This window comes from Streptomyces sp. NPDC048417 (assembly GCF_040651615.1).
In the GTDB taxonomy this organism is placed as follows: domain Bacteria; phylum Actinomycetota; class Actinomycetes; order Streptomycetales; family Streptomycetaceae; genus Streptomyces.
The window spans coordinates 255,279-280,038 of the sequence record NZ_JBEZKI010000008.1; the positions used below are offsets into that span (position 1 = coordinate 255,279).

Here is a 24,760-nt window from a genome sequence, read left to right on the forward strand (position 1 = left end):
GGACGGCGGCGTCATCCGATGTGCACGACCCGGGCCCAGGCGGGCGGTTCGTCCGGTACGTAGTCGGGGTTGTTCTCGTTGTACGACGTGCCGGTGTACAGGCGGGGGAACAGCCCGACCACCGTCCGGCAGGGCGGCCGGCTCCCCGGCCAGGGTGTCTGTCCGTCGGTCAGGGCCACCACGACGTCCGGGGCGGGACGGGCCCGCAGCGCTCTGGCGAAGCCCGCGCGCAGATCCGTACCGCCGCCGCCCACCAGCCCGATGCCCTCCGCGCGGCACAGCGGGTGCACGGTCCGTGCGGCGGCGTCGCAGGAGACCACGCTGACCAGGTCCCGACGGCCGCCGACGGCGCGGGCGATCGCCGCCACCTCCAGCAGGGCACTGCCCAGTTCGGCGTCGCTGACCGAGCCGGAGGTGTCGATGACGACGCAGACCCGGGGCGGCCGGCGACGCAGGCTGGGGAGCACCACCCCGGGCAGGCCCGCCGAACGGCGTGCGGGGCGGCCGTAGTCGTAGTCGTCGCCGGCGCCCGCGGCGGAGGTCGCCGAGCGGACGGCCGCGCCCAGCAGCTCCCGCCACGGCTGCGGCGGATGGAAGGCCTCCTGCGCCCAGCGCCGCCAGCCGTCCGGGGTGCTGCCCGGGCGCCCGGTGATGGCCTGGGCCACCCGGAACCGCACCCCGTCCCGTTCCTGCTCGCTGAGGCCGTGCGCGCCGTCCGGCCCCAGGTCCCACTCCCGCTCACGGCCGTCGGCGCCGCTGCCGCAGTCCAGCCAGGTGAGGTCCTGCGTCAGCGGTCCGAGCCGGAACCGGCGCAGGTAGTCCTCCATCAGCAGACCCTCGTGCAACCGCAAGTGGTGTGGCCGGACGGCGCCTTGGGGCCGGGCGAGTCCGTCTCCGTAGGCGTCGTCGTTGATCTCCAGGTCCGCCGCGATGTTCATCCGCAGCCGCTCCCCGGCCCCGGTCAGCCCGCGTTGCCTGGCGACCCGGTCACTGCGCCCGTGGTGGTCGCGCAGCAGATGCGACACCTCGTGCACCCAGACGCCGGCCAGGTCCTGCACCGGCATCCGGTCCACGAAGGCGGGCGAGACATAGCACCGCCAGTGGGTGTCGACGGCCATGGTGGGCACCTGCCGGGACTCCACCACATGCAGGGCGAACAGCGCCGTGGCGAGGTAGGGCCGCGCCCGGGCGGCCTGCAACCGGGCGGCGTACAGCTTCTCCAGGTCCAGTGCCCCGGCCGGTCGGGCGGTCATCGTCCGGCCTTCGCGGCGACGCGCTGGGCGGCCCGGTCGGCCCGGCGGGAGACGGACACGGCTCCGGCGAGGCGTTCGACGGCCTCGGGCACGTCCCAGTCCTCCTGACGGAGCGAGGCGAGGGTGGTGGCGGGCACGACCACCAGATCGGGGGCGCCGGTGTCCAGCGCGCGGACCAGCAACGCCCAGGCCGCGTCCCAGCGGGCCCGGTCGGGCCGCTCGCGCACGGCGGCGACCACGCCGTCGAGCACGGCCTGGCGCAGATCACCGCGTTCGGGCAGCTCGGCCGCGCCCGGCTCCGCGAGCAGGGTCTCGGGGTCCGGGAGCTCCATCCGGTCCACGCTCGCGAGCAGTTCGAGGCCCGGGCCGTCCCCTACCGTGCCCCGCACCAGCAGGGAGAGCACGTCCCGGGAGGATCCTGCGGCGTGCGCGAAGGCGACCAGGCGCAGGGTCATGTCCCAGCTGCGGGGTGACGGCCAGGCGCCGCCCCTGCGCGTCTCGCCGCTGGGCAGCCGATGGACGAGCGTGGGCCGGGTGGCGAGCAGGCCGCACACCGCGCGGCGCGCGAAGTCCACGGCGGCGGACAGCTTGTCCGGGTCGAGCCGGGGCAGCGTCGCCCGCGGCCATGTGCCGCCGAGGCCGCGTACGACGACCTCGTGGTCGTGCGCCCACTGCAGATGCACGAACCGGTTGGCCAGCGGCGGGCTCAGCTCCCAGCCGTCGGCCGCCGAGGACCGCGGGTTGGCCGCCGCGACGATCCGTACCCCGGGCGGGAGCCGAAGGGCACCGACCCGCCGTTCGAGGACGAGCCGGAGCAGGGCGGCCTGCACGGCCGGCGGCGCGGTGGACAGCTCGTCCAGGAAGAGCAGGCCCCGGCCGGCCTTCACCAGCCGTACCGCCCAGTCCGGCGGGGCCATCGGGACGCCCTGGACGGCGGGGTCCTCTCCTACGACGGGCAGCCCGGAGAAGTCGGACGGCTCGTGCACACTGGCGATCACCGTGGTCAGCGGCAGGTCGAGGGACTCGGCCAGCCGGGTCAGGGCGGCGGTCTTGCCGATGCCGGGCTCGCCCCACAGCAGGACGGGCAGGTCGGCGGCGACGGCGAGGGTGAGCGCCTCCAGCTGGGTGTCGGGCCGGGGTTCGGTGGCGGAGTCGCCGAGCAGCTTCAACAGGTCTTCGGCGACGTCGAGTTGGGCGTCAATGCGGGTGGGCATGTCTGATCACCTTGGGGTGTGAGTGAGCAAGTGGGTGTGCGTCAGCGCCAGGTGGCGGGGCGTGGACCCAGGCGCGGGTCGCGGGACCGCGGTCGCCGCCGTTGCCGGGTGCGGACGGGGCCGGTGCCAGGTCCGGCAAGGCCCGCCCGGTAGAGGCCGTACGCGATCCGCCGGCGCGCGGCCGACTCCAGTTCGTCCTTCAACGGGCCGTCGCGCAGCACGGCTTCGGGTCCCAGCAGTGCTTCGACGACGGCGAGCGCGCCGGCGATGTCGCCGTGGTCGAGGCGCTCGCGGACGCCGGTGAGGCAGTCCGGGCGGCGGTGTGCCTCGTCGATGATCCGCAGGCAGGGCAGCGGCGGGCCGCCGAGCGCCACCAGCAGTTCCTCGCGCCGGAGTTCGTCCGGGGCGTGGTCCAGCGGGGACAGCACCCCGTCGACCAGGCCGATGCGGTGGCGGGCGCCCCGGCACTCCACGAGACGTGACTGCCCGGCCGGGTCCGGCTGGGTCCGGGCGGGCGCCGAGTATCCGGGCACGAGCGCGCCGGCGACCAGCGGATGCAGCCGGCCGGCGTCGATCAGCCCGGCGCGCAGCAGCTCCAGGTCGGGGAGGGTCCAGGTCGCCGCGTCGGGCAGCACGGACAGCGCACCGGTGTGCCCGCCGGGGCTCGTGGTCGCCGTCCCGTCGGCCGCGAGGTGCAGGACGAGCCGCCGCCGGCCGCGCAGGTGCACGGCGACGGTTCCGCTGTCCCGCCCCTCGGCGCCAAGGCTGTCCCGCCCCTCGGCGCGCAGCACGATCCGGGCCTCGTCCGCCCATCGGTCCGTGGCACACGACGACAGTGCGGGGCCGGTGCCGGAGTGGGTGCACGGTTCGGCGGCGAGGCCCGTGCACGACCCTTCGCCGCCGGTGTGCCGGCCTGCACCGGACCGGGTCCGCAGGTCGCCGGCGGCGCCCGCGTCCCACAGATGGCGGTGCAGGTCGAAGCGGAACCGGCGGCTGGGGCGCGGATGTGGATGTCCCCGGGCGGCGGCCTCGCCCAGGTTTCCGTCCCAGAGCGCGAGGCTGACCCGCTGACCGGCGTCCGCCCAGGCCGGCGGGGTCCGGGCCACGAGCTGTACGGATCCCGACCCGACGTCATATCGGGCGAGTGGCATGGTCAGCCCGGGCCGCAGCAGCCCGTCGGGCGCGATTCTCGGCAGATGCCAGCGCAGCAGGTCGGGAGCGAGCCGACGCAGATCGGCACGGACCCTTTCCCTGACGTCCCGGCCCCGGGTACGGGCCAGGGCACGCAGGTCGAGGTCGACATCGAAACCGGCGGCGGCACACGCCCCCGCCCAGTCCCCGGCGGCACGCCGGGCGGTCGCGGTGTCGATCATGGCGGGCGGCACGGCGAACTCGCGCACCCGCCGCCAGAGGGAGAGCCGGGTGTCCTCGTACACGGGGTGAGTGGCCATCAGCACTCACCTTGCGCGGACGGGACCCCCATTCTGTGAACAGAGTGAGTGGTCATCGCGGGGAGCATACGGCGGGGCCGCTCCGGTCGGCCAGGCAATTACGCGGCGTCCCGCGCGTGACGCGGATCACCTCGGCCGAGTGCAGCGTTCTGTCGCTCTCAGGGCCTTTTCCCAGGTGTAGGCAGCCGGGGAGAGCGGGGACCGTGGGAACCGAGGGAACGGAGCAGGCTCGGGCCGGTGAGTACGACGAGTTCGTGGCGGCCCGCTGGTCGGGGTTGTTCCATCTGGCCCGTCTGCTCACCGGTGGCGATCGGCATCGGGCCGAGGATCTGTTGCAGGAGTCCTTGGTCAAGCTGTGGTTCGTCTGGCCGAAGATCGCCGACGAGGCACCGGAGGCGTACGTCCGCAAGGTGCTGGCCCGCGCGGCCGCGCGGTCGGCACGGCGACGCTGGTGGGGCGAGCGCCCCGTCGAGGAGCTGCCCGAGGTCGCGGCGGCCGGCGACCTGTCGGCGGCCGTCGCCGAGCGTTCCCGCCTGGAGGCCGCGCTCGCCCTGCTGCCCCCGCGCCAGCGGGCCGCGGTCGTCCTGCGCTACTACCAGGATCTGCCCGACCGGCAGGTGGCCGAGGTGCTGGGGTGCCCGGTGGGCACGGTCCGGTCGCACGCGGCGCGCGGTGTGGCCCGGCTGCGTCAGCTGCTGGCCGACGTCATCGAGCCGGTGGGGTGAGGGAGAAGCCATGGATCACTTCGAGCGGCAGTTGACGCGGTTGATGCACGGCGAGCGGGAACCGACGGCGTTCGAGCCCCGGCACCGGGACCGGCTGCGGGCCGGTGTGCGGGCGCGGCGGCGCGTGCGCGCGGCCCGGCGGGCGGCCGGCGGTGTCCTCGCGGCCGCGGGGCTCTGCCTCGGCCTCTTCCTGTGGCCCCACTCCGGCGTCCACGACGAGCCCAGCGCGCCCCACCCGCGGCCCGCGACCAGCCCCGGCCCGACCACGGGTACGACACCGGGGCCGAGCCCCTCCCCCACCGCAACGCCCACCGGGGCCACGGCCTCGGCCCCGCCGCCCGTCAGCACCTCCTCGCCCTCGGCCACCGTCTCGGCCACGAACGGACACTCGGCCTCGTCGACCCCGTCCGGAACGGCCACCCCTGACTCGGGCACGACCTCGTCCAAGGGCACGCCCACGAACACCTCCGCGGACTCCACGCCCACTTCGTCCCCTCCGTCGGCACCCACGACCGAGGGAGCCGACCCGTCGACCTCGCCCGGCTCGGCCGGATAGCGAGCGGCCCTACGCCCCTCCCCACCCCACCCCACCGGGTGTGCCTTCGGTACGCCCCGAGAACCGGTACGAATGCGAAAAACCACTATGAAACGCTCTCAGTTCCTGCCTACCGGAGCCACCTTGCCGACCCCGGCTCCCCCGCCCCCGACCCACCACGACGAGCCGGTCCTGGACCTGGCCGTGCCGGTGTTCAACGAGGAGACCGACCTGGAACCGAGCGTGCGGCGGCTCCACGCCCACCTGCGCGAGACGTTCCCGTACCCCTTCAGGATCACCGTCGCCGACAACGCCAGCACGGACGCGACCCCGCTGATCGCCGCCCGGCTCGCCGGCGAATTCCCCGAGGTGGAGTGGATACGGCTGGCCGAGAAGGGGCGCGGCCGCGCCCTGCGGGCCGCCTGGACGAGATCGCGGGCGACCGTCCTCGCCTACCTCGACGTGGACCTGTCGACCGGACTCGCCGCGCTGCTGCCGCTCGTCGCCCCGCTGCTCTCGGGCCACTCCGACCTGGCCATCGGCACCCGGCTGGCACCCGGCGCCCGGGTGGTGCGCGGCCCCAAGCGAGAGGTCGTCTCCCGCTGCTACAACGTCCTGCTGCGCTGCACCCTTGCGGTCCGGTTCTCGGACGCCCAGTGCGGTTTCAAGGCGGTACGCCGGGACGCCGCCGAGCGGCTGCTGCCGCTGGTGCGGGACTCCGGGTGGTTCTTCGACACCGAGTTGCTGGTCGCCGCCGAGCGGGCCGGGCTGCGGATCCACGAGGTTCCGGTCGACTGGGTGGACGACCCGGACAGCCGGGTCGCGCTGCTGTCCACCGCGCTCGCCGATCTGCGCGGCATCGCCAGGGTCGGCTGGGCGCTGGCCCGGGGCGCGCTGCCGGCGGGCCCGCGCGAACGGCGGTCCGTGACACCGGTCGTCGTCATGGCTCTCACCCATCTCCTGCTGTATGCGGCCGTGCGCCCGGCCACCGGGCCGCAAGTGGCCAACTCCCTCTCACTGCTGGCCTGCTGGACGGTCGCCCAGGCGGCCCTGGGCGCGCTTCCGCTGCCCGCGCTGGCCGTCCGGCTGGCCCTCACCGCCGGTTCGCTCGCCGCTCTGCGGCACACCGTCCCCGCCGCCGGGCACCGCGCCGAACTCGCCGTACTGGCCGCCGCCCATCTGGCCCTCGTGCCCGGGCTGTGACCGCTCGGGCGGAACCGGACGGAGTCCGAGGCCTCGTGACGACACCTGTGACGATCACGCCCCCGGCCCGGCCCGAGGCCCCCGCTCCGGGTTCTCCCGGAACCCCTGTCCTGCGGCGGTGGCTGCGCCGCTACGGCCCGGTCCTCGCGATGTACGGGGTCCTGAAGCTCATCGGGTTCGGCTCGTTCATGTATCTGCTGGACTCGGCCGGGGACTTCCGCAGGAAGCATCCGCGCTTCGGGGGCGGCGCGCACGCCTGGGACGTGCTGGGCACCTGGGACGGCTGGTGGTACCAGCAGATCGCCCTGCACGGCTACCACCCCGAACTGGTCCCGGTCCCCGGCGCCACCGGCCTGATCACCCTCCAGGGCAACTCGGCCGCGTTCTTCCCGCTCTACCCGGCGCTCATGCGGCTGGCCATGGAGGTCACCGGTCTCGGCCCGTTCGGTGCCGGGCTGCTGGTGTCGGTGGTGGCCTCGTTCACGGCGGCACTGGGCATCCACGCCGTCGCCGCGTGGTTCGGCGGCCGCCGGGCGGGGCTGGCGGCGGCCGGGCTCTGGGCCGTGTGGCCGGGGTCCGGCGTGGAGTGGGCGGTCTACTCGGACTCGCTGTATGTGGCGCTCGCCGCCTGGGCGCTGTACGCGGTACTGACCCGCCGCTGGCTGACGGCGGGGGTGCTGACCTTCGCGGCCGGACTCAACCGGCCCACCGCCGCCGCCCTGATCGCCGCGCTCTCCCTGGCCGGACTGCTCGCGCTGCGCCGACGCGAGGACGGCGTCGCCCGTCCGCTGACCGCGATGCTCGTGGCCCCGCTGGGCCTGCTCGGTTACCTCGGCTGGGTGGGCCACCGAATGGGCGACTGGGGCGGCTACTTCACGCTCCAGTCGGGCGCGTGGGGGCACGAGTTCGACTACGGCAGGCAGACCCTGGACGTCCTGACGTCCGTCGCCGTGGGCCACTTCGGCTATCTCTTCGCGCTTCCGTTCGCGGACGTCATCGGGGTCGGTGTCGTACTGCTGGACCTCGCGCTGCTGCCGCTGCTGTTCCGGCTGCGGCCGCCGGCGGTGCTGGTCGTCCACACGGTGCTCACCCTGGCCCTGGTGCTCGGCAGCCAGCAGTACTTCGCCAACGTCTCGCGCTATCTGCTGCCCGCCTTCCCGCTGTTCGTCCCGCTCGCGGTCGCGCTGCGTCGGGTCGGCCTGCCCTGCCAGTTCCTCCTACTGGGCCTCGCGGCACTGGCCTCCGGCTCGTACGCGGGGTACGCGCTGTTCGAACTCGGGGTGCCCTAGGGGGGGTCGGCGGATCAGAGGCGGAGTGGAAATTCACCGATATGGCGTTTGAAGGATCGATTTATCGCACCTCGTAGGGGTGACGCCACGTCTCGGGATCCGGCGCTTGGGGATGGAGTATCCGGCGGGCCCGGATACCTCCCGGGTCCCCGGGCTCCTCAGGGAGTCACCCCCAGACGGAAATGGTCCTCATGCGCCTTCGCCACACCGCGGCCGCCGCATTCGGTGCGCTCGCTCTCGTCGTCACCCTGCCGACCTCCGCGAGCGCCGCCACCGGTGACTTCTCCTACAAGTTCGTGGGCCTCGACGGCTTGCCTCAATCGGCCACTCTCCATGACCCGGTCAGCCCTGGCTGCATCTCCCTGCCCGAGGTCGCGGACCCGGGTGCCTCCGAGCCCGCGTTCGCCCCGCACAACGACACCGACGAGTGGGTGATCGTGTTCACCGAGCCGGACTGCACCGGCGACTCCTGGACGCTGCGTCCGCACGGGAACCCCGCCACGGACCGTCTGACGCTGCGTTCGGTGTTCCTGACCGGACGCCACTGAGCGAAGCCGCCGTCGCCCTGCCCTCGAACCATCGCCCATCCGGGCCCGTAGGGCCTTCGTCGAGCGGCGGCGGCCCTGCTGGTTCCATCGCGGTCCTGCCCTTACCGTCCGCGGTGCCCCGGTCAGCCAGTTCCTCGGCCACTACCGTTGCGGCGCATGGGGCGGGCCGCTTCACCTCGTTCGGTCGTGCTCGCGTCGCGCCGCGGTGTCGCTGCCGTCCCACTCGTAACGGTCCGTGCCGGGCAGGCCCACGAACTGCAGGACCCGCTCCACGAACTCGTCCCGCAGCTGGGCGAGTGTCTCCGGCACGTTGTAGTACGTGGGGATCATGGGGTACACGGTGGCTCCCGCCTCGGTGACGGCCACCATGTTGCGCAGGTGGATGAGGTTCAGCGGCGCTTCCCGCAGGCAGAGCACGAGCTGGCGCCGCTGCTTCAGCATCACGTCCGCAGCCCGCTCGACGAGGCTCTCCGCCTGCCCGTGAGCGATGCGCCCGAGGACGCCGGCCGCACACGGCAGGATGATCATCGCGTCGCTCGGATAGCTGCCGCTGGTCACCGGCCCGGACATGTCGGCCGGATCCAGGAAGCGCACTTTCGGCGACGTCGCCTCCAGGGCCTGGACCACCGCGTCCGAGTCCTCTCCGGTCTGGAATTCGAAGGCGACCAGTTTGCGCCCGTTGGCCGACACCAGAAGGTCGACATGGCCGACCCGGTCATCCCGCTGAAGCGCGGCGAGCAAAGCCTTGGCCACGCCGGTGCCACCCGCGCCCGTGACGGCGACCGTCACGTTCTGCTGGGTCACGATGATCCCCTTTCGTGGCGCGCCGGATGGGCAGTCGCCTGTGACTAGCCGGGCCGGCGATGCCCCGCCCGCAGAGGTCGAGGACCGGCACAGTGCCCAGGTCCGGCACTCCCGCTCATCGGTACCTCACCCGGTGACCGCCAAATCCTGGTGGTCACTCGACCGGCGGCTCCTCCTCCCGCACCGATCACCCTGGTGGCGTGCGCCGCCCGCCCATGGCCTGTCCGGGCGAAAGCCTGTCCGGCCCGGCCCCGATGCCTAGTGCCGTGGCAGGCAACGTTTGCCCGTGAAGGAGCGGCGCCCGGTGCGTGCTCTCGGCGTGCCGGACGGAGGCCCTCGTACTGGACGTACTTGGGTCTTCGGCTGGTGCGGCGAGAGTGCGTGCCGGGCGCCGCGACGGGGCGAACGTTGCCTGTCACGGCAGTAGGTCTCCGCGCGCGGAGGTGGCCCGGACCTGCCCGATGCCGGCGACGCGCGGACCGCGTCCCGCTTGTTCAGGACTTCCGCAGCGGGGGGATGACGGGCAACTCCACCGCGTTGCGGATGTCCTCGACGGTCATCTTGAAGCTGTCCGGGTAGGCGTCGCGCCGGGTGCGACGGGCCGGCTCGGAGGTGCGCCAGCTGTACAGGCACTGCCGGCAGTGGTAGATCTCCCAGACCCCTGCGACGGGGGAGGCGTGGATCTGATCGAGTTCGTCGTGGCCGCAGCGCGGGCACTCGGCGGGTGTTGCGTTCTTCGGGGTCTTGGTGGTCATGGGGGTGTGGTCTCCTTTCAGAGGGGGCAGCGGGCGGTCACCGCTTGGCGAGCTGCTGCAGCTTGGTGAGCCACTCACCCATCTCGGGCAGGTCGTGTACCTGGTTGCCGTAGTTGCCGCGGTTGTCCGGCCTGACCGGGGTGGTGGCGTCGATGATGAGCTTGGCTCCGGTGCCGGGGTTGTCCGACTGGGGCGCGAGCTCCATCAGCGACAGGTGCGGCACGACGATGAGGTCGTCGCCGGGGTTCATCTTGGTGGACAGCGCCCACATCACCTGGGGGAGGTTGAACGGGTCGACGTCCTCGTCCACCACGATCACGGTGGACGCGTAGCCGAGGCCGTGCGGGGTGGTCAGCACCCGCATACCGACCGCCTTCGCGAAGCCGCCGTAGCGCTTCCTGGTGGAGACGATGATGGCCAGTCCGTGGGTGTACATCGCGTTGACGGCCTGGACCTCGGGGAAGTCTCTCTTCAGCTGCTCGTACAGGGGCACGCAGGTGTTGGCGGCCATCAGGTAGTCGATCTCGGTCCACGGCATGCCGAGGTAGAGGTGCTCGAAGACCGGGTTCGACCGGTAGGAGATCTTGTCGATCCGGATCACCGGCATGTTGCGGCCGCCGGAGTAGTGCCCGGTGAACTCACCGAACGGGCCCTCCACCTCCCGCTTGCGGCCCTCGATGACACCCTCGATCACGATCTCGGAGCCCCACGGCACCGGCAGGCCGGTCAGCGGCGCCTCGGCGATCGGGGCGGGGGCGCCGCGCAGCGCGCCGGCCAGCTCGTACTCGTTCTGGTCGTACTCCATCGGGGTGGACGCCACGATCGAGATCACCGGGTCGTTGCCCAGGGTGATGGCGATCGGGAGGTCCTCCCCCCGCTCCTCGGCCTTGCGCAGGTGCAGGCCGATGTCGTGCACCGGTCCGGGCTGGATGGCGAGCTTGCGCGGGCCCTTGACCTCGATGCGGTAGATGCCGACGTTCTGCTTCCCGGAGTTCTCGGGGTCGTCGGGGTCCTTGGAGACGATGCCGGCCTTGTCGATGTAGAAGCCGCCGTCGCCGTCGTTGAGCCGGACCAGGGGGAGGATGTCGAAGATGTTGGCGTCCTCGCCCTCGACTGAGTTCTGTGCCCACAGCGGGTTGTCCCGCCACTCCGGCTCGACCGGGAACTCCGCCCACCGGTTGATGAACTCTTCGACCTGCTCCTTGGTGCCGGTGCTCTTGGGCATGCCCAATGCCAGGGCGTGGTTGGCCCAGGAACCGTGGACGTTCATGGCGATCCGGGCGCTGTCGAAGCCGGCGATGTTGTCGAAGTACAGCGCCGGTGCCGACTCCCCCATGCGGCTGGCGGCGTTCGCGGCGGCGGCGACGTCCGGCTCCGGCATCACCTCCTCGGTGATGCGCAGCAGTTGGCCTTCCTTGTCCAGGGCGTCAAGGAAGCTGCGAAGGTCGTCGTAGGCCATGTCCGTTCTCCTCCAGGGTGGTGACGGTGCGTCAGGAAGCCTGAACACCGTCGGGAATGGGTGCCGTATCGAGCGCGACCGCGCGTGCCGAGCGCATCCCCTCCCAGCGCCTGGCGGCCGGGAACGGCAGGCCGAACTGGTCGAGGACGCGCGCGGTGACGTGATCGACGATGTCGTCGACCGATCGCGGGTGGTTGTAGAAAGCGGGCATCGGAGGCACCATCTGTGCCCCGAGACGGGCCAGCGCCAGCATGTTGTCCAGGTGGATCTCGCTCAGCGGAGTCTCCCGGGGCACCAGCACCAGCTTGCGGCGCTCCTTGAGGACGACGTCCGCGGCGCGTCCCAGCAGGCCGTCGGCGTATCCCGCCCGGATACCGGCCAGGGTCTTCATCGAACACGGCACGATCACCATGCCGTCGGTGCGGAACGATCCCGAGGAGATCGACGCGCCCTGGTCCTCCGGGTTGTGCACCACATCGGCGAGCGCGGCCACCTCGCGGGCCGACAGACCGGTCTCCCACTCGATGGTGGTACGTGCCCAGCGGGACAGCACCAGATGCGTCTCCACTTCCGGCAGCTCCTTCAGCGCCTGCAGCAGCCGCACCCCGAACGGCGCCCCGGTCGCTCCGGTCATCCCCACGATCAGGCGCACGTCGATGCCCTCCTTCATCTGCCAGCCGGATTCCGTCTCGCTCTCCACGCTAGGCGCCTTCGCGGGTCATCGCCGGTAGGGTCTGGACAGGAGGTGTTCAAAATCGGACAGTCCAGGATTGTGGAGATCCCGTTCCGCCCGGCTGCCGGCGCGCTGCCCGGACTGGAGGTACTGCCGCTGGCCCGGCTCGCACGACGGGCCGCCGGGCACGGAGTGGATGTGCGCATGCCGGCGCGGGCCGCCTTCCACCATCTGCTGACGGTCGAGGAAGGGACACTCCGGCTCACCGTGGACGGGGAGCCGCTGCCGGTGCCGCCGAGGGCCTGGCTGTGGATCCGGCCCGAACAGGTCTACCGCTTCGACGAGGGGCTGGAGCATGCGCGGGGCACCCTGATCCTCTTCCAGCTCGGTCTCCTGGACCCGGCCACCATCGCCGCCGCCGGGGTCGACCCGCCCTTTCCATGGGGCCCGCTGCTGCCGTCCGCGAAGGAGGCCGAGCCGGTCGAGCGGACACTCGAACTGCTCATGGAGGCATACAAGGAGACGGGCACGCTGCGGCTGGAAGCGCAGATCGAACTCGTCCGGCATCTGCTGGCGGCGCTGGTGCTGAGGCTGTCCCACCTCTATGTCCGCGAGCGGGGTGCGTCCAGGACCAGCGAGGCGTTCCGGGCGTTCCACGCTGCGGTCGAGCGCGACTTCGCCGAGAGCCGCACGGTCGCCGACTATGCCCGGGCGCTCGGGTACAGCTCGCGGACACTGACCCGCGCCTGCCTCGCGGCGACGGGGGGTACCGCGAAGCAGTACCTGGACGACCGGATCGTCCTTGAGGCCAGGCGCCTCCTCGTCCACACCGAGTTGCCGGCGTCGGCGGTCGCCGGACGACTCGGCTTCCCCACTCCCACGGCCTTCGCGAAGTTCTTCAAGCACCACACCGGCGAAACCCCCACCAACTACCGTTCGCACGCCTTCGGGTCAAAGCCGCGGCAGTAGCGCCGTCCGGAGCACGGAGGTGATCCTCGCCGGGGAAGCCTCAGGCCCCTCGCGCGCGAGCCCGGCGGGCACGATCGCTGCCGCGGAAGCCGCCTACGACGTCGTCCTCACGCACGATGTCGTGCTCCGAGGGGGCCAGGCGCGGCCCCGGACACCCCGGCCACGACTCAGCCCTTCTTGACGGCCACCCCGCCGTAGAAGCCGATGTCCTCGGAGCCCTCCGGCGGGGTGGCTTCCGGGCGCCAGAACGGGACCTGGATCAGGCCGGGTTCGACCAGGTCGAAGCCGTCGAAGAACCGCTCGATCCGGGCGCGGGGGCGCAGGTTCATGGTGGCGGTCGCGTTGTTGTAGACGGCCTGGGCCTCGCTGCGGTCGTCGGCGAAGTCGTCCGTGGCGTGCGAGAGCACCAGGAAGCTGCCGGCCGGGAGCGCGTCGCGCAGGGTGGCCACGATCCGCTCGGGCTCCTCCGCGTCGCGGATGAAGTGCAGGATGGCGACGAGGAACAGGGCGACGGGCTGGTCGAAGTCGATGATCCGGCGGACCTCGGGGTGCTCCACCACGGACCGCGGGTCGCGCAGGTCGGCGAGGACGATGCTGGTGGTGCCGGCCCGGTTGAGCAGCGCGTCGCCGTGCGCCTTCACGATCGGGTCGTTGTCGACGTAGGCGACACGGACGTCCGGGGCGGCCTTCTGGGCGATCTCGTGGACGTTCGGCGAGGTGGGCAGCCCGGTGCCGACGTCCAGGATCTGGCGGACCCCGCTGTCGACGACGTGCCGGACGGCGCGCTGCAGAAAGCCGCGGTTGGCCCGTACCGAGATCCACACCTCGGGCGCGACCGCGGCGAGCTGGTCACCGGCCTTGCGGTCCACGTCGTAGTTGTCCTTGCCGCCCAGCAGGTAGTCGTAGATGCGCGCGGGATGCGGCTTGCTGGTGTCGATCTCCACGGGGCGAGTACCGTCCTGCGTCACGTGTGCTCCTCTCGATGACCGCCCCGGCCCCCCTTGGCACACCGACGGCTGGCGACAGCTTTCCATATCAACTTCGATGCCCATGCACCGAGTTCCGGCTATGGGCCGAACCCCCATCGCCCCTGTCGCGACGTGGCGGTGTCCACGGACGACGCCGCCCGCCCGAGGCCGGCCAGTGAGTGGAGTCGCCCGACCGGCACCGGCCTGGCTACCATCTGGCCCAGGTGCCCGGGCAGGTGGCCCGGATTGGTTGGGGGTTTCTCATGGTCAGTGGTCGTGTGGTGCGGTTCGACAGCACGCGCGGATACGGTTTCATCGCTCCGGACGGTGGCGGAGAGGACGTCTTCCTGCATGTGAACGACATGCAGATGCCCGAGTCCTACGTCCGCCCGGGCGTGGCCGTGGAGTTCGAGATCGAGAGCGGTGAGCGCGGGCCGAAGGCGTCCGGTGTCCGGCTCGCCCGGGGAGCCGACGTCCGGACGCTCGGTCCGGACGACGATTCGCTCTGCGATCTGCTGAGCGCGGACGAGTTCACCCGCGAGGTCACGGAGACACTGCTGGCATCGGCGCCCACGCTCACCGCCGAGGAGATCGTGCGGGTCCGCGGCGCGCTGGCCCAGTTCGCGAAGAACCACGGCTGGATCGAGGGCTGACCCGCCCACGGCGTGCTGGGCGGCCGGCCCAGGCGCCGCGGGAGCGAAGCAGCCGTCCGCCCGCCGTGCGGGCCGCGACCGCCACAGAGCCGGTACGCCCGGTCCCCGCCAGGGGCCGATGGGCAGAGGGCCGACGCCGACGGTGACCTGGACGGCCGGCCCCGCCGGTATCGGCGTCGCGACGGGGGTGCCGGGCCCGGTGTCCTCATGCGGGACACCGAGCAGCCGGCGCGTCCCGGTCAGCGCGGCGCGGGCGGTGTCCCCCGCGCCGAGGAGGCGTTCGGCGCCCTGAGCGGGCATGCCCGGGGTGGCGACCCGGGCCGTCTTCGTCCGCCGGATGTTCGCGGACCGCGCCCGCGGTGGCGCTGACGGAGTGCAATTCGCCCTGGTCGTCGGGCTGTTCTGCCTGTCGACGGCGCCACCGTCGGCGTTTTTGAGCCCGTTGACGGCCGCTGTCACCAATCACCGCCGCGAGCCTCGGCTCCTTGACGGTCCTCCACACCCTGACGGTCGCGGCCGTCCCCGGAGACGAACTCCGCGAGGGACTCGGTGATCACGAGGATCCCGAGCAACACAGCCCAGGCGTAAGGCCGTTGTGTGATCCGGCGCAGCGTCCGACGCCGGTTGCCCCGCCATGCCCCCGCGCGGATCACGCCGGTCAGCATGACAGCGGACGCGTCAGGCGGGCCGCCGGTGGCAGCTTGCGGGCCGCTGCCCGCCCACGGGAACGGGGGCCGTGACGAGGGTCACACTCGCGGCGTCGAACTTTGGCTCTCGCCCCGCATCTAGTCCGCGTCGGTTCACAGAGCGGCTGCGGAGCAACCCCCCCTCCGGGGCCGTCCCGTCCATTCAGCAAGGAACAACTCAATGGGTTTTGTGGCTTATCTGCGCGGCTTCGTCCCCTGGATCGTCGCCGGTGTCGTCTCGGGCGTCGTCGACTGGCGCTGGGGTGCGCTCGGCGGTCTCGTCTCGGGGCTGCTGCTCCTGCTCCAGGACCTCCGTCGGGGGGTCGACCTCGACGCACTGATCCTCGAGGCCAGCACCATCGTGTACTTCGTCGTCATCGGCGCCGTCTCCGTCGCGGACCCGGACTCGTCGCTCCAGGACCACTCCGACGTCCTCTCGTTCGTCTGGCTGGGCGCCACCGCCTGGGGCTCCCTGGCGATCCGGCGTCCCTTCACACTGGGCATCGCCAAGCGCCAGACGCCCCGCGAGTACTGGGACATGCCGGAGTTCCTCCAGGTCAACAACCACATCACCAGTGCCTGGGGAGCCGGCTTCACCTTCATCGCGGTGAGCCTGGCCATCGGCAACGCGGTGGACGCCCCGGCGTGGGTGGGCATCACCGCCCACGTCGTCGGCCTGGTCGGTCCGATCGTCTTCACGAAGGTGTACCCGGAGCGGGCCCAGCGGCGCCTGCTGGAGTCCCAGGGCCTGTCGTCCGTACCCCAGTGACCAGTCGCGTCCGCGTCACCCGGCGGACGCGGCCACGAACGACCGTAGACCCGTCTCACATGGCCGAGCGGGCCGGCGCGACGGTGACCGAGACCGGCGGCAGCCACGCCGTCTACGTCTCCAAGCCCGCCGAGGTAGCCGCGCTGGTCAAGCGGGCCGCCGCCGCGACCACCGTCTGACGTCCGCCGCGGGCGGCCGCGGAACCCTCGCCGCGGCCGCCCGGCCTGATCCAGAACGCGCCCGGCAGCGCCCTGCCGGGCCCGACAAGGAAAGCAGCATGACCGAAGAGACCACCCTCCCCCTGTACCTGCGGGGCCGCTTCGCCCCGGTCCCCGAGGAGCACAGCGCCCACGACCTCACCGTGCGCGGCACCCTCCCGCCCGAACTGGACGGCCGCTACCTGCGCAACGGCCCCAACCCGCTGCCCGGCGAGGACAAGGGGCACTGGTTCACCGGCCCCGGCATGCTGCACGGCATCCGGCTGCGCGACGGCCACGCCGAGTGGTACCGCAACCGGTGGGTCCGCACCCGGGAGCTGGCGGGACATCCGTTCGTCCGCGAGGACGGCAGCGTCGACCTGGCCGCGACGCCCGGCAACACCCATGTCATCCGGCACGCGGACACGGTGCTGGCCCTGTGCGAGGTCGGCCTGCCCTACTGGGTCACCCCGTCGCTGGAGACCGTCGGTCCCTACGACTTCGGCGGCCGGCTGACCACCTCGATGACCGCCCACCCGAAAGAGGACCCGATCACCGGTGAACTGCACCTGTTCGGTACCGGGTTTGCCCCGCCGTATCTCACCTACCACCGGGTCACCCCGGAAGGGGAGCTGCTCGACAGCCGGCCGATAGCGGTGCCGGGCCCGACGATGATGCACGACTTCGCCATCACCGAGCACCACATCGTCTGGATGGACCTGCCCGTCGTCTTCGACCCGGACCTCGCCGGACGCGGCGGCATGCCCTACCGGTGGGACGACGGCTACGGCGCACGGCTCGGCATCATGTCCCGCACACCCGGAAGCACCGAGGTGCGCTGGTTCGACATCGACCCCTGCTACGTCTTCCACGTCGGCAACGCCCACGAGGACGAGCGGGGTCGGATCGTCCTCGACGCGGTGCGCTACGACCGCCTCGGCTTCGACCACGCCTGGGGCGACATCGGCGGGCCCACCGGCCCGGCCGTCGTACCGGAACCGGGTCACACCGGCGCGACCGCCATGCTGTACCGCTGGGCGCTGGACCCGGCGACCGGACGGGTCACCGAGTCCCAACTGGACGACCGGAACGCCGAGTTCCCCACCCACAACGAGACCCTCACCGGCCGTGCGAACCGCTATCTGTACACCGTCTCGGGCGACGGCATCGCCAAGCACGACCTGACGGGCGGGGGCAGCGAGCTGCACGCGACGCCCGGCGCCCGCTACGCGGGCGAGGCGGTGTTCGTCCCGGCGGCGGACGGCGGGAGCGAGGACGAGGGCTGGCTGCTGTCGCTCGTCTCGAACGACGACGGCGAGGCCGGCGAACTGCTCGTCCTCGACGCGCGGGAACTCTCCGTCCAGGCGGTGGTGGAGCTGCCGTACGCCGTCCCGGCCGGTTTCCACGGAAGCTGGCTGCCGGAGCTCACCGAAGAGGCCTAGCCGGAAACTCCGGCACGCAGGGTACGCCGGGAGTTGTGCCCGGCGTACCCCCCTGTGCGAGAGTCCCCCCACCATCAGTGACACGTCCGCACGGAGGCATTCGCTTCATGGTGTTTCTCGATCCCCCCACGGATGAGGAACTCACCCGCAGGGCCCAGTCCGGAGAGACCGCGGCCCTCGGGCTGTTGTTGGCCCGCCACCAGGCGCCGATGCGCGCGGTGGCGCTGAGCCTGCTCGGCCACGGCCCCGACGCGGAGGACGCGGTGCAGGACGCCGTGGTCACCGCGCTACGGCGGATCGGCGACGTACGGGATCCGGCGGCCGTCGGCGCGTGGCTGCGCGCGATCGTGCGCAACACCTCCCGTATGCGGTTGCGCGCCGGTCGGGAGACACCGGGTCTGGACCGGCTCGACCGGCTGGACCCGCGCACCGACGAGCCGTCGCACCCGGAGCGGGTCGTCGACCGGCACGCCCTGCGGGACTGGATCTGGAACGCGATGGCGGAACTGCCGCAGCAGCAGCGGCTGGTGCTGATGCTGCGGCACTTCAGCGGCATCACCTCGTACCAGGAGATCGCCGGTGCCTGCGAGATACCGGTCGGTACGGTCCGCAGCCGGCTCAGCCAGGCCCGGGGAAAGCTCGCCGAGGTGCTGCTGAGGACGGCCACGGAGGCCCACGACGACGCGTCCCGTCTCGTCGAGGACAGCCGCAAGGAGGCCGAACTCACGCTGGAGGGCGCGATACGTGGCCGTCAGCCCAGGGAGATCCTGGAGCTGTGGCCGGCGGAGACCGAACTGGTCGGCGTACTCCGCACGCCGGGAGAACGCTGCCACCCCTTCCCGGCCATGGAACGGACCCGGCAAAGCGGGATCACCCAGCACCTGCGCCACGTGGTGGCCAGCCCGGACATCACCATCTGGGAGATGGCGACCGTCAACCCCGACGGCATCCCGAATCCCTGCCCGCCGACCCTCGCGTGGCTCATGATCCGCAAGCCCGACAGAAGGGTCCGCAGCCTCCGCGTGGTCTTCCCGGGGCGGTCCGCGTGATCCGGGAGACCGCCGAGGCCGCCCTCGCCGAGGACACGGCGCTCACTCTTGCCGCGCAGGCAGGCGAGGTGACCGCGCTCGGTCTGCTGCTCGAACGCCATCGTGCGGGCATGCGCGTGGTGGCGCTGAGCATCCTGGGTCCGGGCCCGGACGCCGAGGACGTACTCCAGGAGGCGGCCCTGACCGCGCTGCGGCGGATCGGCGACGTCCGCGATCCGGGGGCGGTCGGCGCGTGGCTGCGGATGATCGTCCGCAATGCCGCCCGCTCCCTGCTGCGGGCCGCGGTGCTGGCCCGCCCGGTAGCCGAGGGCCTGCACCTGCCGTCGACGGAGGCCGGTCCGGAGCAGTGGCTCGAACAGAGCGCGCTGCGGGACTGGGTCTGGGAGGCCCTGGAGGAGCTGACCCCGGTGCTGCGGCTGCCGTTGGTGCTGCGCCACTTCACCACCGGGGTCAGCTCCTACGAGCAGATCGCCCATGCCTGCGGGGTCCCGGTCGGCACCGTCCGCAGCCGACTCAGCCAGGGCCGGGCCAAGCTCGCGGCCGCGCTCGCCGCCACGGCGGACACCGCGCACGGCGACACCGGCCGGCGTGCCCGGGAGACCCGGACCCAGGCCCGGGAGACGCTGGCCGCCGCCGAGAGCGGGCACTTCGCCCGGCTCCTCACGGAGCGCTGGTCCCCGGAGATCGCGCTGCTCAGAGGGAACGACCGGGTCGGCGGCGGCGACCTCCTGGTCCGTGCCATGGACGGCGACATCGAGGCCGGGGTGCGGCAGCGGCTCGCCGATGCGGTCGCCGGACGGACGCTGGCCGTCTGGGAGATGGACATCGTCAATCCGTCCGACGACCCGGAACACTGCCCGCCCACGGTGGCCTGGCTGATGACGCTCGACGAGGCCGGACGGGTGCACCGGCTGCGGCTCTTCCATCCCCGGCCGCTGCCGACCATGGAGCTGCTCCCGGTGCAGTGACCCGACCGGCCTGCCCCCGTTGCTCCGGCCCCTCAGGCGCCGGGGGCGGCTCCCCCATCGGCTCCGCCCTCGGCTTCGGCTTCGGCTCCGCCCTCGGCTTCGGCTTCGGCGGCGAGGACCTTGGCGCGTACGTCGGCCGGGAAGACGCCGTCGAAGGTGGCCTGCGGGGCGCGGCCGTGGCCCTCCGCCGGGAGCAGTGCGTCGTGGACGACGACGGCTCCCCAGCCGTTGTGCAGTTCCTCCTCGGTGAAGCACGGGTACCAGGGCATGATCGGGCCGTGCCACTGTTCCTGGCGGAGGGTGGGATGCACGCGGGTGGCCAGTGCCCACAGCAGGTCCGAGTCCTTGGCCGGGTCCACGTCGTCGTCGAGGACGTAGACGACCGGGGAGAGCCGCCCGACCCGGGTGCCGTTGAGGACCTCGCCGATGCGGTGGACGAAGCGGGCGGTGTCCATGCCCGGCATCAGCTCGCGCCAGTGGGAGGGGACGGTGATGACGGTCCAGAAGCAGGCGGCGCCGAGCGGCAGCCAGGCCGTGGTGACGGGGATTCCGGCCTTGCGCAGCTCCGAGACGACCTCGGCGGAGATCCCGGCGGCGGGTGCCACGTGGGAGTCGTCGACGGGCCGGCCGGCGGGGGCGAGCGGCCAGACGGGGTCGCTGCGGTAGGTGATGGCCTCGATGCCGAACAGCGGCTGGGGTGAGGTCTCGGGCAGTGCCCAGCCGTGGAACTCGGCGAACGGGCCCTCGACCGCGTCCCGCGTGGCGGAGAGGTGGCCCTCGATGACGACCTCGGCGGAGGCCGGGACTTCGAGGTCGTTGGTCTCGCACTTGACGACGTCGACGGGGCGGCCGAGGAGTGCGCCGAGGTAGGCGCCCTCGTCGACCTCGGTGGGTACGGTCATGCCGCCGACGACGGCGGCGCCGGGGTCGCCGCCCTGGAACAGGGCGTAGGGCATCGGCTGGCCGATGGCCTCCCATTCGCGCCAGATCATGCCGAGGTGCTGGCCGGGCAGAACGAGTCCGGTCATGTGCCGGCCGTCGATCATCATGATCCGGGAGATGGACCAGTTGGTCCACCGGCCGTCGGGGGTCCTGGCGACGATCACGCCCCAGGTGTTGACGTAGGGGCCGCCGTCGCCCTCGTGGACGACCGGGATCGGGAAGCGGTCCAGCCGGGCGTCGTCACCGGTGAGGACGTGCTCCTTGCAGGGCGCGCCGTCGCCGCTCACCCGCCTGGGCGGGAGCAGTTCCCCGGTGCCGGCCTGGGCGAGTCGTTCGACGAGTTCGCCGGCGGTCGTCGTGTACGGCAGGCCGAGCGAGAGGGAGATCCGGGCCAGCGGATGCCCGGGGATGCTCGACAGCGCGCCCGGGGCGCCGACCATGCGGAAGCCCTCGCCGGCGCCCTTGAGGTGCTCGAAGAAGGGGGCGGGGCGGCCGTTCTCGGTGGAGCGCCGGGTGACGGCGGACGCCTCCAGGTCCGGATCGACCACCCGCGAGATGCGCTGGAGGTCGCCCAGCTCTTCGAGCCTGGCGAGGTAGGACCGGAAGTCAGTGGTTTCGGACATCAGTTGATTGCGCCTTTCAGTTCCGAGGGGCGGGGCATCCCGTCCCAGCGCTGCGCGGACGGCACCTGGATGCCGAGTTGGTCCAGCACCCGGACGGCGATGTGCCCGACCAGGTCGTCGATGGTCCCCGGACGGTTGTAGAAGGCCGGCATGGGCGGCACGATCCGTACCCCCATCCGGGAGAGCGCCAGCATGTTCTCCAGATGGATCTCGCTGAGCGGGGTCTCCCTCGGCACCAGCACCAGGGGACGCCGTTCCTTCAGGGTGACGTCGGCGGCGCGCGGGATGAGGCCGTCGGCGTATCCGGTGCGGATCCCTGCGAGGGTCTTCATGCTGCACGGCGCGACGATCATCCCGTCCACCGGGAACGACCCGGACGAGATCGCCGCACCCTGGTCGTTCCACGCGTAGGTCACGTCCGCGAGGTCGGTGACCTCGCGGACCGAGAGGTCGGTCTCCAGATGGATGGTCGCTCTGGCCCACTGGGACAGCACGAGATGGGTCTCCACGTCGGGCTGCTCCCGCAGCCGGCGCAACAGTTCGACACCGAGGACGGCGCCGGTCGCCCCGGTCATCCCCAAGATCACTCGTCGAGGCATGAACAAAACCTTCCGTACACGGTAAGTCCGTACACGGAATAATGTAGAGCACTCGACTTGCGATGGCAAATGCTCCGTGTGCGGAATGACAGTAGGCGGAGGTAACCTGGGCCCATGACGACAGGAGCGCGGTACGACGGAACGCTGGAAGACGGCATGGCCCACCAGCTACGACGCGCCTCGCAGGCGGTGAACGCCTCGTGGCAGCTGCACAGCGGGGGCGACCTCACACCGCCGCAGTTCGCCGTGCTGCATGTCCTGGACGAACAGGGAAGCCTCGATCAGAAGTCCCTCGGCGCGCACGCCGCGATCGACCGGTCCACGCTCACTCCCCTGCTCGACCGGCTGGTGGCGCGTGGCCTCGTCACCAAGAACACGGATCCCGACAACCGCCGCCGGCAGCTGATCACGCTGACCGACGCCGGGCGCGAGCGGGCGGCACTGGGCCGCGAGCAGGTGCGGGAGACGAGCCGCTGGATCGAGGAACTCCTCGGCCCCGACCGCCTCGCGACCCTGACCCTCCTGCTCAAGGAACTCGGGGACGCGGCCCGCGCGCAGTAGCGCCCTTCGCGTTAATCCTCAAGTCATCGTGCCGTGCTCAGCGCACGGGCGAGTCGACGCGCTTCAGGATGCGCTCGGCGTCCTGGCCCAGCCGGCGAAGACGCTCGGGAGACAGGTTGTCCACGACGAGATGCCGGACGTGGGCCGCGTGTCCGGTTGCGGCCGACTCCAGCTTCCGTATGCCGTCGGGCAGCAGGACGGCGTTGGTGAAACGCCCGTCGTCGGGGTCCGGCTCACGCCGGACGTAACCGCGCTTCTCCAGCCGTTTCACCAGGTGCGACAGCCGGGACAGGGACGAGTTGACGACCTCGGCCAGAGTGCTCATGCGCAGGGTCCGGCCGGGGGCCTCGGAGAGCATGGCCAGGGCCATGTACTCGACCATGCTCAGATCCGCGTCCCGCTGCAGCTGCGCGTCCAGGGCCCAGGGCAGCCGGGTGATGAGCCGTACCACCGACATCCATGCGGCCAGTTCGGTCGGCGTGAGCCACGGATCGGCAGGTTCGCCGGTCCCCGGCGACGCGTCGGAGGTGGTCATTTCGGGAGCGTACCAGCCTCCGCGCGCCGCTCGGGGGGCCGCGGGACCGGCTCGGGCACGGCGCTTCGCGGGATCGGGCACGGCCCGCCCGATCCGGTCGGCTCACTTGCCCTTTCATGTGATCCGACCGGATCGGGGCCGGCCAGGCGCTCCGGCCGCGTCGGCCGGCGGCACGATCTCCTTCTTGAGGATCTTGCCGGTGGGCCCCTTGGGCAGGGTGTCCACGAGCCACACCTTCCGCGGGTACTTGTAGGCGGCGACCCGGCCCTTGACGTAGGCACGCAGTTCCTCGGCGGTCGTCCGCGCCCCCGTCCGGAGCACGACCGCCGCGCCCACCTCCTCGCCCAGATCGGGGCTGGGGATGCCGACGACCGCGGCGTCGGCGACCGCCGGGTGCTCGTACAGCACGCCTTCGATCTCACGGGGGTACACGTTGTACCCGCCCCGGATGATCACGTCCTTCTTCCGTCCGACGATCCAGAGATATCCGTCCTGGTCCAGCCGGCCGAGGTCGCCGGTGTGGAACCAGCCGTCCCTGATCGCGGCGGCCGTCTCCGCGGGGCGCCGCCAGTACCCCTTCATCACGTTGTGCCCGCGGACCGCGATCTCGCCGGCCTCCCCCCGCGGTACCTCCCGGCCGTTGTCGGCGTCGACCACCCGTACCTGGACCCCCGAGATCGGGACGCCGACCGAACCGGGCCTGGGCCCGGCCCCCGGGGTGTTGGCCGCGACGACGGGCGAGGTCTCCGACAGCCCGTAGCCTTCGAGTACGGCGCAGCCGAACGCGGCCCGGAAGTCGAGCTGCACCTGGACGGGCATCTCGGCACCTCCGGCGAGACAGACCCGCAGCCGGGAGAGGTCGTAGGCCTCCTTGCCGGGCTCCCGCACGAGCCTGCTGTACACCGTCGGCACCCCGGCGAATACGGTCACCCCGTGCTTCTCGACGATCTCCAGGGCCCGCGCCGCGTCGAACCGCGGCAGCAGCGTGAGGCACGCGCCGGAGGCCACGGCGGCGTTGAGGGTGCAGGTCTGCCCGAAGGCGTGGAACAGCGGCAGCCCGCCGAAGATCACGTCGTCGGCCGTGAGACGGAGCAGTTCGGTGGCCACGATGTCGCAGTTGCGGGCGAGGTTGGCATGGGTCAGTTCGGCGCCCTTCGGCTGGCCGGTCGTCCCCGAGGTGTAGAGAACGACCGCGGTGTCGTCGTCATGACGATCCGTCATGTCCGACGGCAGCGGGGTGGCGTTCGGCAGTTCGTCGAGGGAGCCCGGATCGACGACGACCGCCTCCGCGTCGACCTGCCGCGCACCGGCCTGTGCCTCGTCGGCGAAGTCGTGCCAGGCGAACAGCAGCCGGGCACCCGAGTCGCCGAGGTGATAGGCGACCTCCCGGGACTTGAGCAGGGGATTCATCGGTACGACGACGCCACCGGCCCGGAGTACGCCGTAGTACACGAGGGCGAACTCCGGTACGTCGGGCAGCATGATCGCGACTCGGTCGCCGGGCCGCACGCCACGATCGCGCAGCAGCTCCGCCGTCCGCGCACTGCGCTGGTCCAGCGTGCGATAGGAGAGGGTGGCGTCCCCGAGGCGCAGCGCGGGGCGGTCCGGATACGTCCGGGCGCTGTCGGCCACATGGTGTGCGAGGTTCATGTGAGCCGACGCTAGGCGTGCGGCGCACGGAAATCACTGGGCCCGCGATACGACCCCGGGGCCCGAATTGGTGCCGCTGGACCATTCCGCGAGTAGCTTTGGAGAATGACTCCGGAGTCCCCAGAAGTCGCACAGCAACTGTCCGTGGTGGCGGCGAACGTAGGGTCACATCTCCCGGAGGTCGGCAACGACATCGGGCAGTATGTTCTTGCCGAGATAGCGGAACTCAGGGGCGACTCG

24 protein-coding genes and 1 pseudogene are annotated in these 24,760 nt (G+C 72.0%); 13 read left to right on the top strand and 12 right to left on the bottom strand.

Features of this window, described 5'->3' with window-relative positions:
* Positions 1 to 11: 11 nt before the first annotated feature.
* The 3 genes from AB0D59_RS15215 to AB0D59_RS15225 are packed head-to-tail and all read right to left on the bottom strand — an operon-like array spanning position 12 to position 3,918.
* Positions 12 to 1,253: a VWA-like domain-containing protein gene (locus tag AB0D59_RS15215; RefSeq protein ID WP_362564961.1), complete on the bottom strand. Its 1,242-nt coding sequence runs from the start codon at positions 1,251 to 1,253 to the stop codon at positions 12 to 14.
* Positions 1,250 to 2,467, bottom strand: a complete 1,218-nt coding sequence (locus AB0D59_RS15220) for a MoxR family ATPase (protein ID WP_362564963.1) — start codon at positions 2,465 to 2,467, stop codon at positions 1,250 to 1,252. Before AB0D59_RS15220 ends, AB0D59_RS15215 begins: the two co-directional genes overlap by 4 nt.
* A 41-nt stretch (positions 2,468 to 2,508) precedes the next feature.
* Positions 2,509 to 3,918: a hypothetical protein gene (locus tag AB0D59_RS15225; RefSeq protein ID WP_362564965.1), complete on the bottom strand. Its 1,410-nt coding sequence runs from the start codon at positions 3,916 to 3,918 to the stop codon at positions 2,509 to 2,511.
* A 203-nt stretch (positions 3,919 to 4,121) separates the two neighbouring features.
* Between AB0D59_RS15225 and AB0D59_RS15230 the strand changes: the two genes are divergently transcribed.
* From AB0D59_RS15230 to AB0D59_RS15250, 5 genes are all read left to right on the top strand, one after another.
* Positions 4,122 to 4,643 carry a SigE family RNA polymerase sigma factor gene (locus tag AB0D59_RS15230; RefSeq protein ID WP_362564967.1) on the top strand — a complete coding sequence of 174 codons (522 nt, stop codon included), beginning with the start codon at positions 4,122 to 4,124 and terminating at the stop codon, positions 4,641 to 4,643.
* Between the two features lie 10 nt (positions 4,644 to 4,653).
* A complete protein-coding gene (locus AB0D59_RS15235) occupies positions 4,654 to 5,199 on the top strand; it encodes a hypothetical protein (RefSeq protein ID WP_362564968.1) in 546 nt (181 codons plus the stop codon).
* A 123-nt stretch (positions 5,200 to 5,322) separates the two neighbouring features.
* Complete coding sequence (locus AB0D59_RS15240) at positions 5,323 to 6,381, top strand: dolichyl-phosphate beta-glucosyltransferase (protein ID WP_362564970.1); 1,059 nt, start codon at positions 5,323 to 5,325, stop codon at positions 6,379 to 6,381.
* Between the two features lie 149 nt (positions 6,382 to 6,530).
* Positions 6,531 to 7,670 carry a hypothetical protein gene (locus AB0D59_RS15245; RefSeq protein WP_362565083.1) on the top strand — a complete coding sequence of 380 codons (1,140 nt, stop codon included), beginning with the start codon at positions 6,531 to 6,533 and terminating at the stop codon, positions 7,668 to 7,670.
* A gap of 191 nt (positions 7,671 to 7,861) precedes the next feature.
* On the top strand, positions 7,862 to 8,218 hold the full coding sequence (locus tag AB0D59_RS15250; protein ID WP_362564971.1) for a hypothetical protein: 357 nt from the start codon (positions 7,862 to 7,864) through the stop codon (positions 8,216 to 8,218).
* 171 nt (positions 8,219 to 8,389) lie between these two features.
* On the opposite strand, the gene AB0D59_RS15255 is transcribed toward AB0D59_RS15250, so the two are convergent.
* The 4 genes from AB0D59_RS15255 to AB0D59_RS15270 form a co-directional block, all read right to left on the bottom strand.
* Positions 8,390 to 9,022, bottom strand: coding sequence for a UbiX family flavin prenyltransferase (locus AB0D59_RS15255; protein ID WP_362564972.1), 633 nt, complete (start codon positions 9,020 to 9,022; stop codon positions 8,390 to 8,392).
* Positions 9,023 to 9,516: 494 nt separating this feature from the next.
* Positions 9,517 to 9,777 (bottom strand): non-oxidative hydroxyarylic acid decarboxylases subunit D, encoded by a 261-nt coding sequence (locus AB0D59_RS15260; RefSeq protein WP_362564974.1) that lies wholly within the window; start codon positions 9,775 to 9,777, stop codon positions 9,517 to 9,519.
* A 37-nt stretch (positions 9,778 to 9,814) separates the two neighbouring features.
* Positions 9,815 to 11,236, bottom strand: coding sequence for a non-oxidative hydroxyarylic acid decarboxylases subunit C (locus AB0D59_RS15265; protein ID WP_362564976.1), 1,422 nt, complete (start codon positions 11,234 to 11,236; stop codon positions 9,815 to 9,817).
* 31 nt (positions 11,237 to 11,267) lie between these two features.
* Complete coding sequence (locus AB0D59_RS15270; RefSeq protein ID WP_362565085.1) at positions 11,268 to 11,888, bottom strand: non-oxidative hydroxyarylic acid decarboxylases subunit B; 621 nt, start codon at positions 11,886 to 11,888, stop codon at positions 11,268 to 11,270.
* A 93-nt stretch (positions 11,889 to 11,981) separates the two neighbouring features.
* Here AB0D59_RS15270 and AB0D59_RS15275 point away from each other — a divergent pair, with 93 nt between their 5' ends.
* Positions 11,982 to 12,878: a helix-turn-helix transcriptional regulator gene (locus AB0D59_RS15275; protein ID WP_362564978.1), complete on the top strand. Its 897-nt coding sequence runs from the start codon at positions 11,982 to 11,984 to the stop codon at positions 12,876 to 12,878.
* A gap of 167 nt (positions 12,879 to 13,045) precedes the next feature.
* Here the strand turns inward: AB0D59_RS15275 and AB0D59_RS15280 are convergent, their stop codons facing one another.
* Positions 13,046 to 13,846 (bottom strand): SAM-dependent methyltransferase, encoded by an 801-nt coding sequence (locus AB0D59_RS15280; protein ID WP_362564979.1) that lies wholly within the window; start codon positions 13,844 to 13,846, stop codon positions 13,046 to 13,048.
* Between the two features lie 263 nt (positions 13,847 to 14,109).
* Between AB0D59_RS15280 and AB0D59_RS15285 the strand changes: the two genes are divergently transcribed.
* The 6 genes and pseudogenes from AB0D59_RS15285 to AB0D59_RS15310 all read left to right on the top strand — a co-directional run bounded on the left by AB0D59_RS15285 (position 14,110) and on the right by AB0D59_RS15310 (position 19,610).
* Positions 14,110 to 14,499, top strand: a complete 390-nt coding sequence (locus AB0D59_RS15285; protein ID WP_351736365.1) for a cold shock domain-containing protein — start codon at positions 14,110 to 14,112, stop codon at positions 14,497 to 14,499.
* Positions 14,500 to 15,366: 867 nt separating this feature from the next.
* A complete protein-coding gene (locus tag AB0D59_RS15290; RefSeq protein ID WP_362564981.1) occupies positions 15,367 to 15,954 on the top strand; it encodes a hypothetical protein in 588 nt (195 codons plus the stop codon).
* A 59-nt stretch (positions 15,955 to 16,013) separates the two neighbouring features.
* Positions 16,014 to 16,133 (top strand): annotated as a pseudogene (locus AB0D59_RS15295) (alpha/beta hydrolase); the annotation flags it as partial.
* Positions 16,134 to 16,231: 98 nt separating this feature from the next.
* On the top strand, positions 16,232 to 17,593 hold the full coding sequence (locus AB0D59_RS15300) for a carotenoid oxygenase family protein (protein WP_362564983.1): 1,362 nt from the start codon (positions 16,232 to 16,234) through the stop codon (positions 17,591 to 17,593).
* Positions 17,594 to 17,700: 107 nt separating this feature from the next.
* Entirely contained in the window at positions 17,701 to 18,642 is a 942-nt protein-coding gene (locus AB0D59_RS15305; protein ID WP_362564984.1) for a sigma-70 family RNA polymerase sigma factor, read from the top strand.
* Positions 18,639 to 19,610, top strand: coding sequence for a sigma-70 family RNA polymerase sigma factor (locus AB0D59_RS15310; protein WP_362564986.1), 972 nt, complete (start codon positions 18,639 to 18,641; stop codon positions 19,608 to 19,610). The genes AB0D59_RS15305 and AB0D59_RS15310 overlap by 4 nt, the downstream gene beginning before the upstream one ends.
* Before the next feature lie 32 nt (positions 19,611 to 19,642).
* On the opposite strand, the gene AB0D59_RS15315 is transcribed toward AB0D59_RS15310, so the two are convergent.
* Together AB0D59_RS15315 and AB0D59_RS15320 are read right to left on the bottom strand one after the other, a co-directional pair.
* Positions 19,643 to 21,175, bottom strand: coding sequence for a UbiD family decarboxylase (locus AB0D59_RS15315; RefSeq protein WP_362564988.1), 1,533 nt, complete (start codon positions 21,173 to 21,175; stop codon positions 19,643 to 19,645).
* Positions 21,175 to 21,774, bottom strand: a complete 600-nt coding sequence (locus tag AB0D59_RS15320) for a non-oxidative hydroxyarylic acid decarboxylases subunit B (protein WP_362564990.1) — start codon at positions 21,772 to 21,774, stop codon at positions 21,175 to 21,177. Before AB0D59_RS15320 ends, AB0D59_RS15315 begins: the two co-directional genes overlap by 1 nt.
* A 114-nt stretch (positions 21,775 to 21,888) precedes the next feature.
* Between AB0D59_RS15320 and AB0D59_RS15325 the strand changes: the two genes are divergently transcribed.
* Entirely contained in the window at positions 21,889 to 22,335 is a 447-nt protein-coding gene (locus AB0D59_RS15325) for a MarR family transcriptional regulator (RefSeq protein WP_362564992.1), read from the top strand.
* Positions 22,336 to 22,372: 37 nt separating this feature from the next.
* On the opposite strand, the gene AB0D59_RS15330 is transcribed toward AB0D59_RS15325, so the two are convergent.
* A complete protein-coding gene (locus tag AB0D59_RS15330) occupies positions 22,373 to 22,870 on the bottom strand; it encodes a MarR family transcriptional regulator (protein ID WP_362564994.1) in 498 nt (165 codons plus the stop codon).
* Between the two features lie 114 nt (positions 22,871 to 22,984).
* Positions 22,985 to 24,520, bottom strand: coding sequence for a long-chain fatty acid--CoA ligase (locus AB0D59_RS15335; protein WP_362564996.1), 1,536 nt, complete (start codon positions 24,518 to 24,520; stop codon positions 22,985 to 22,987).
* Positions 24,521 to 24,760 lie beyond the last annotated feature (240 nt).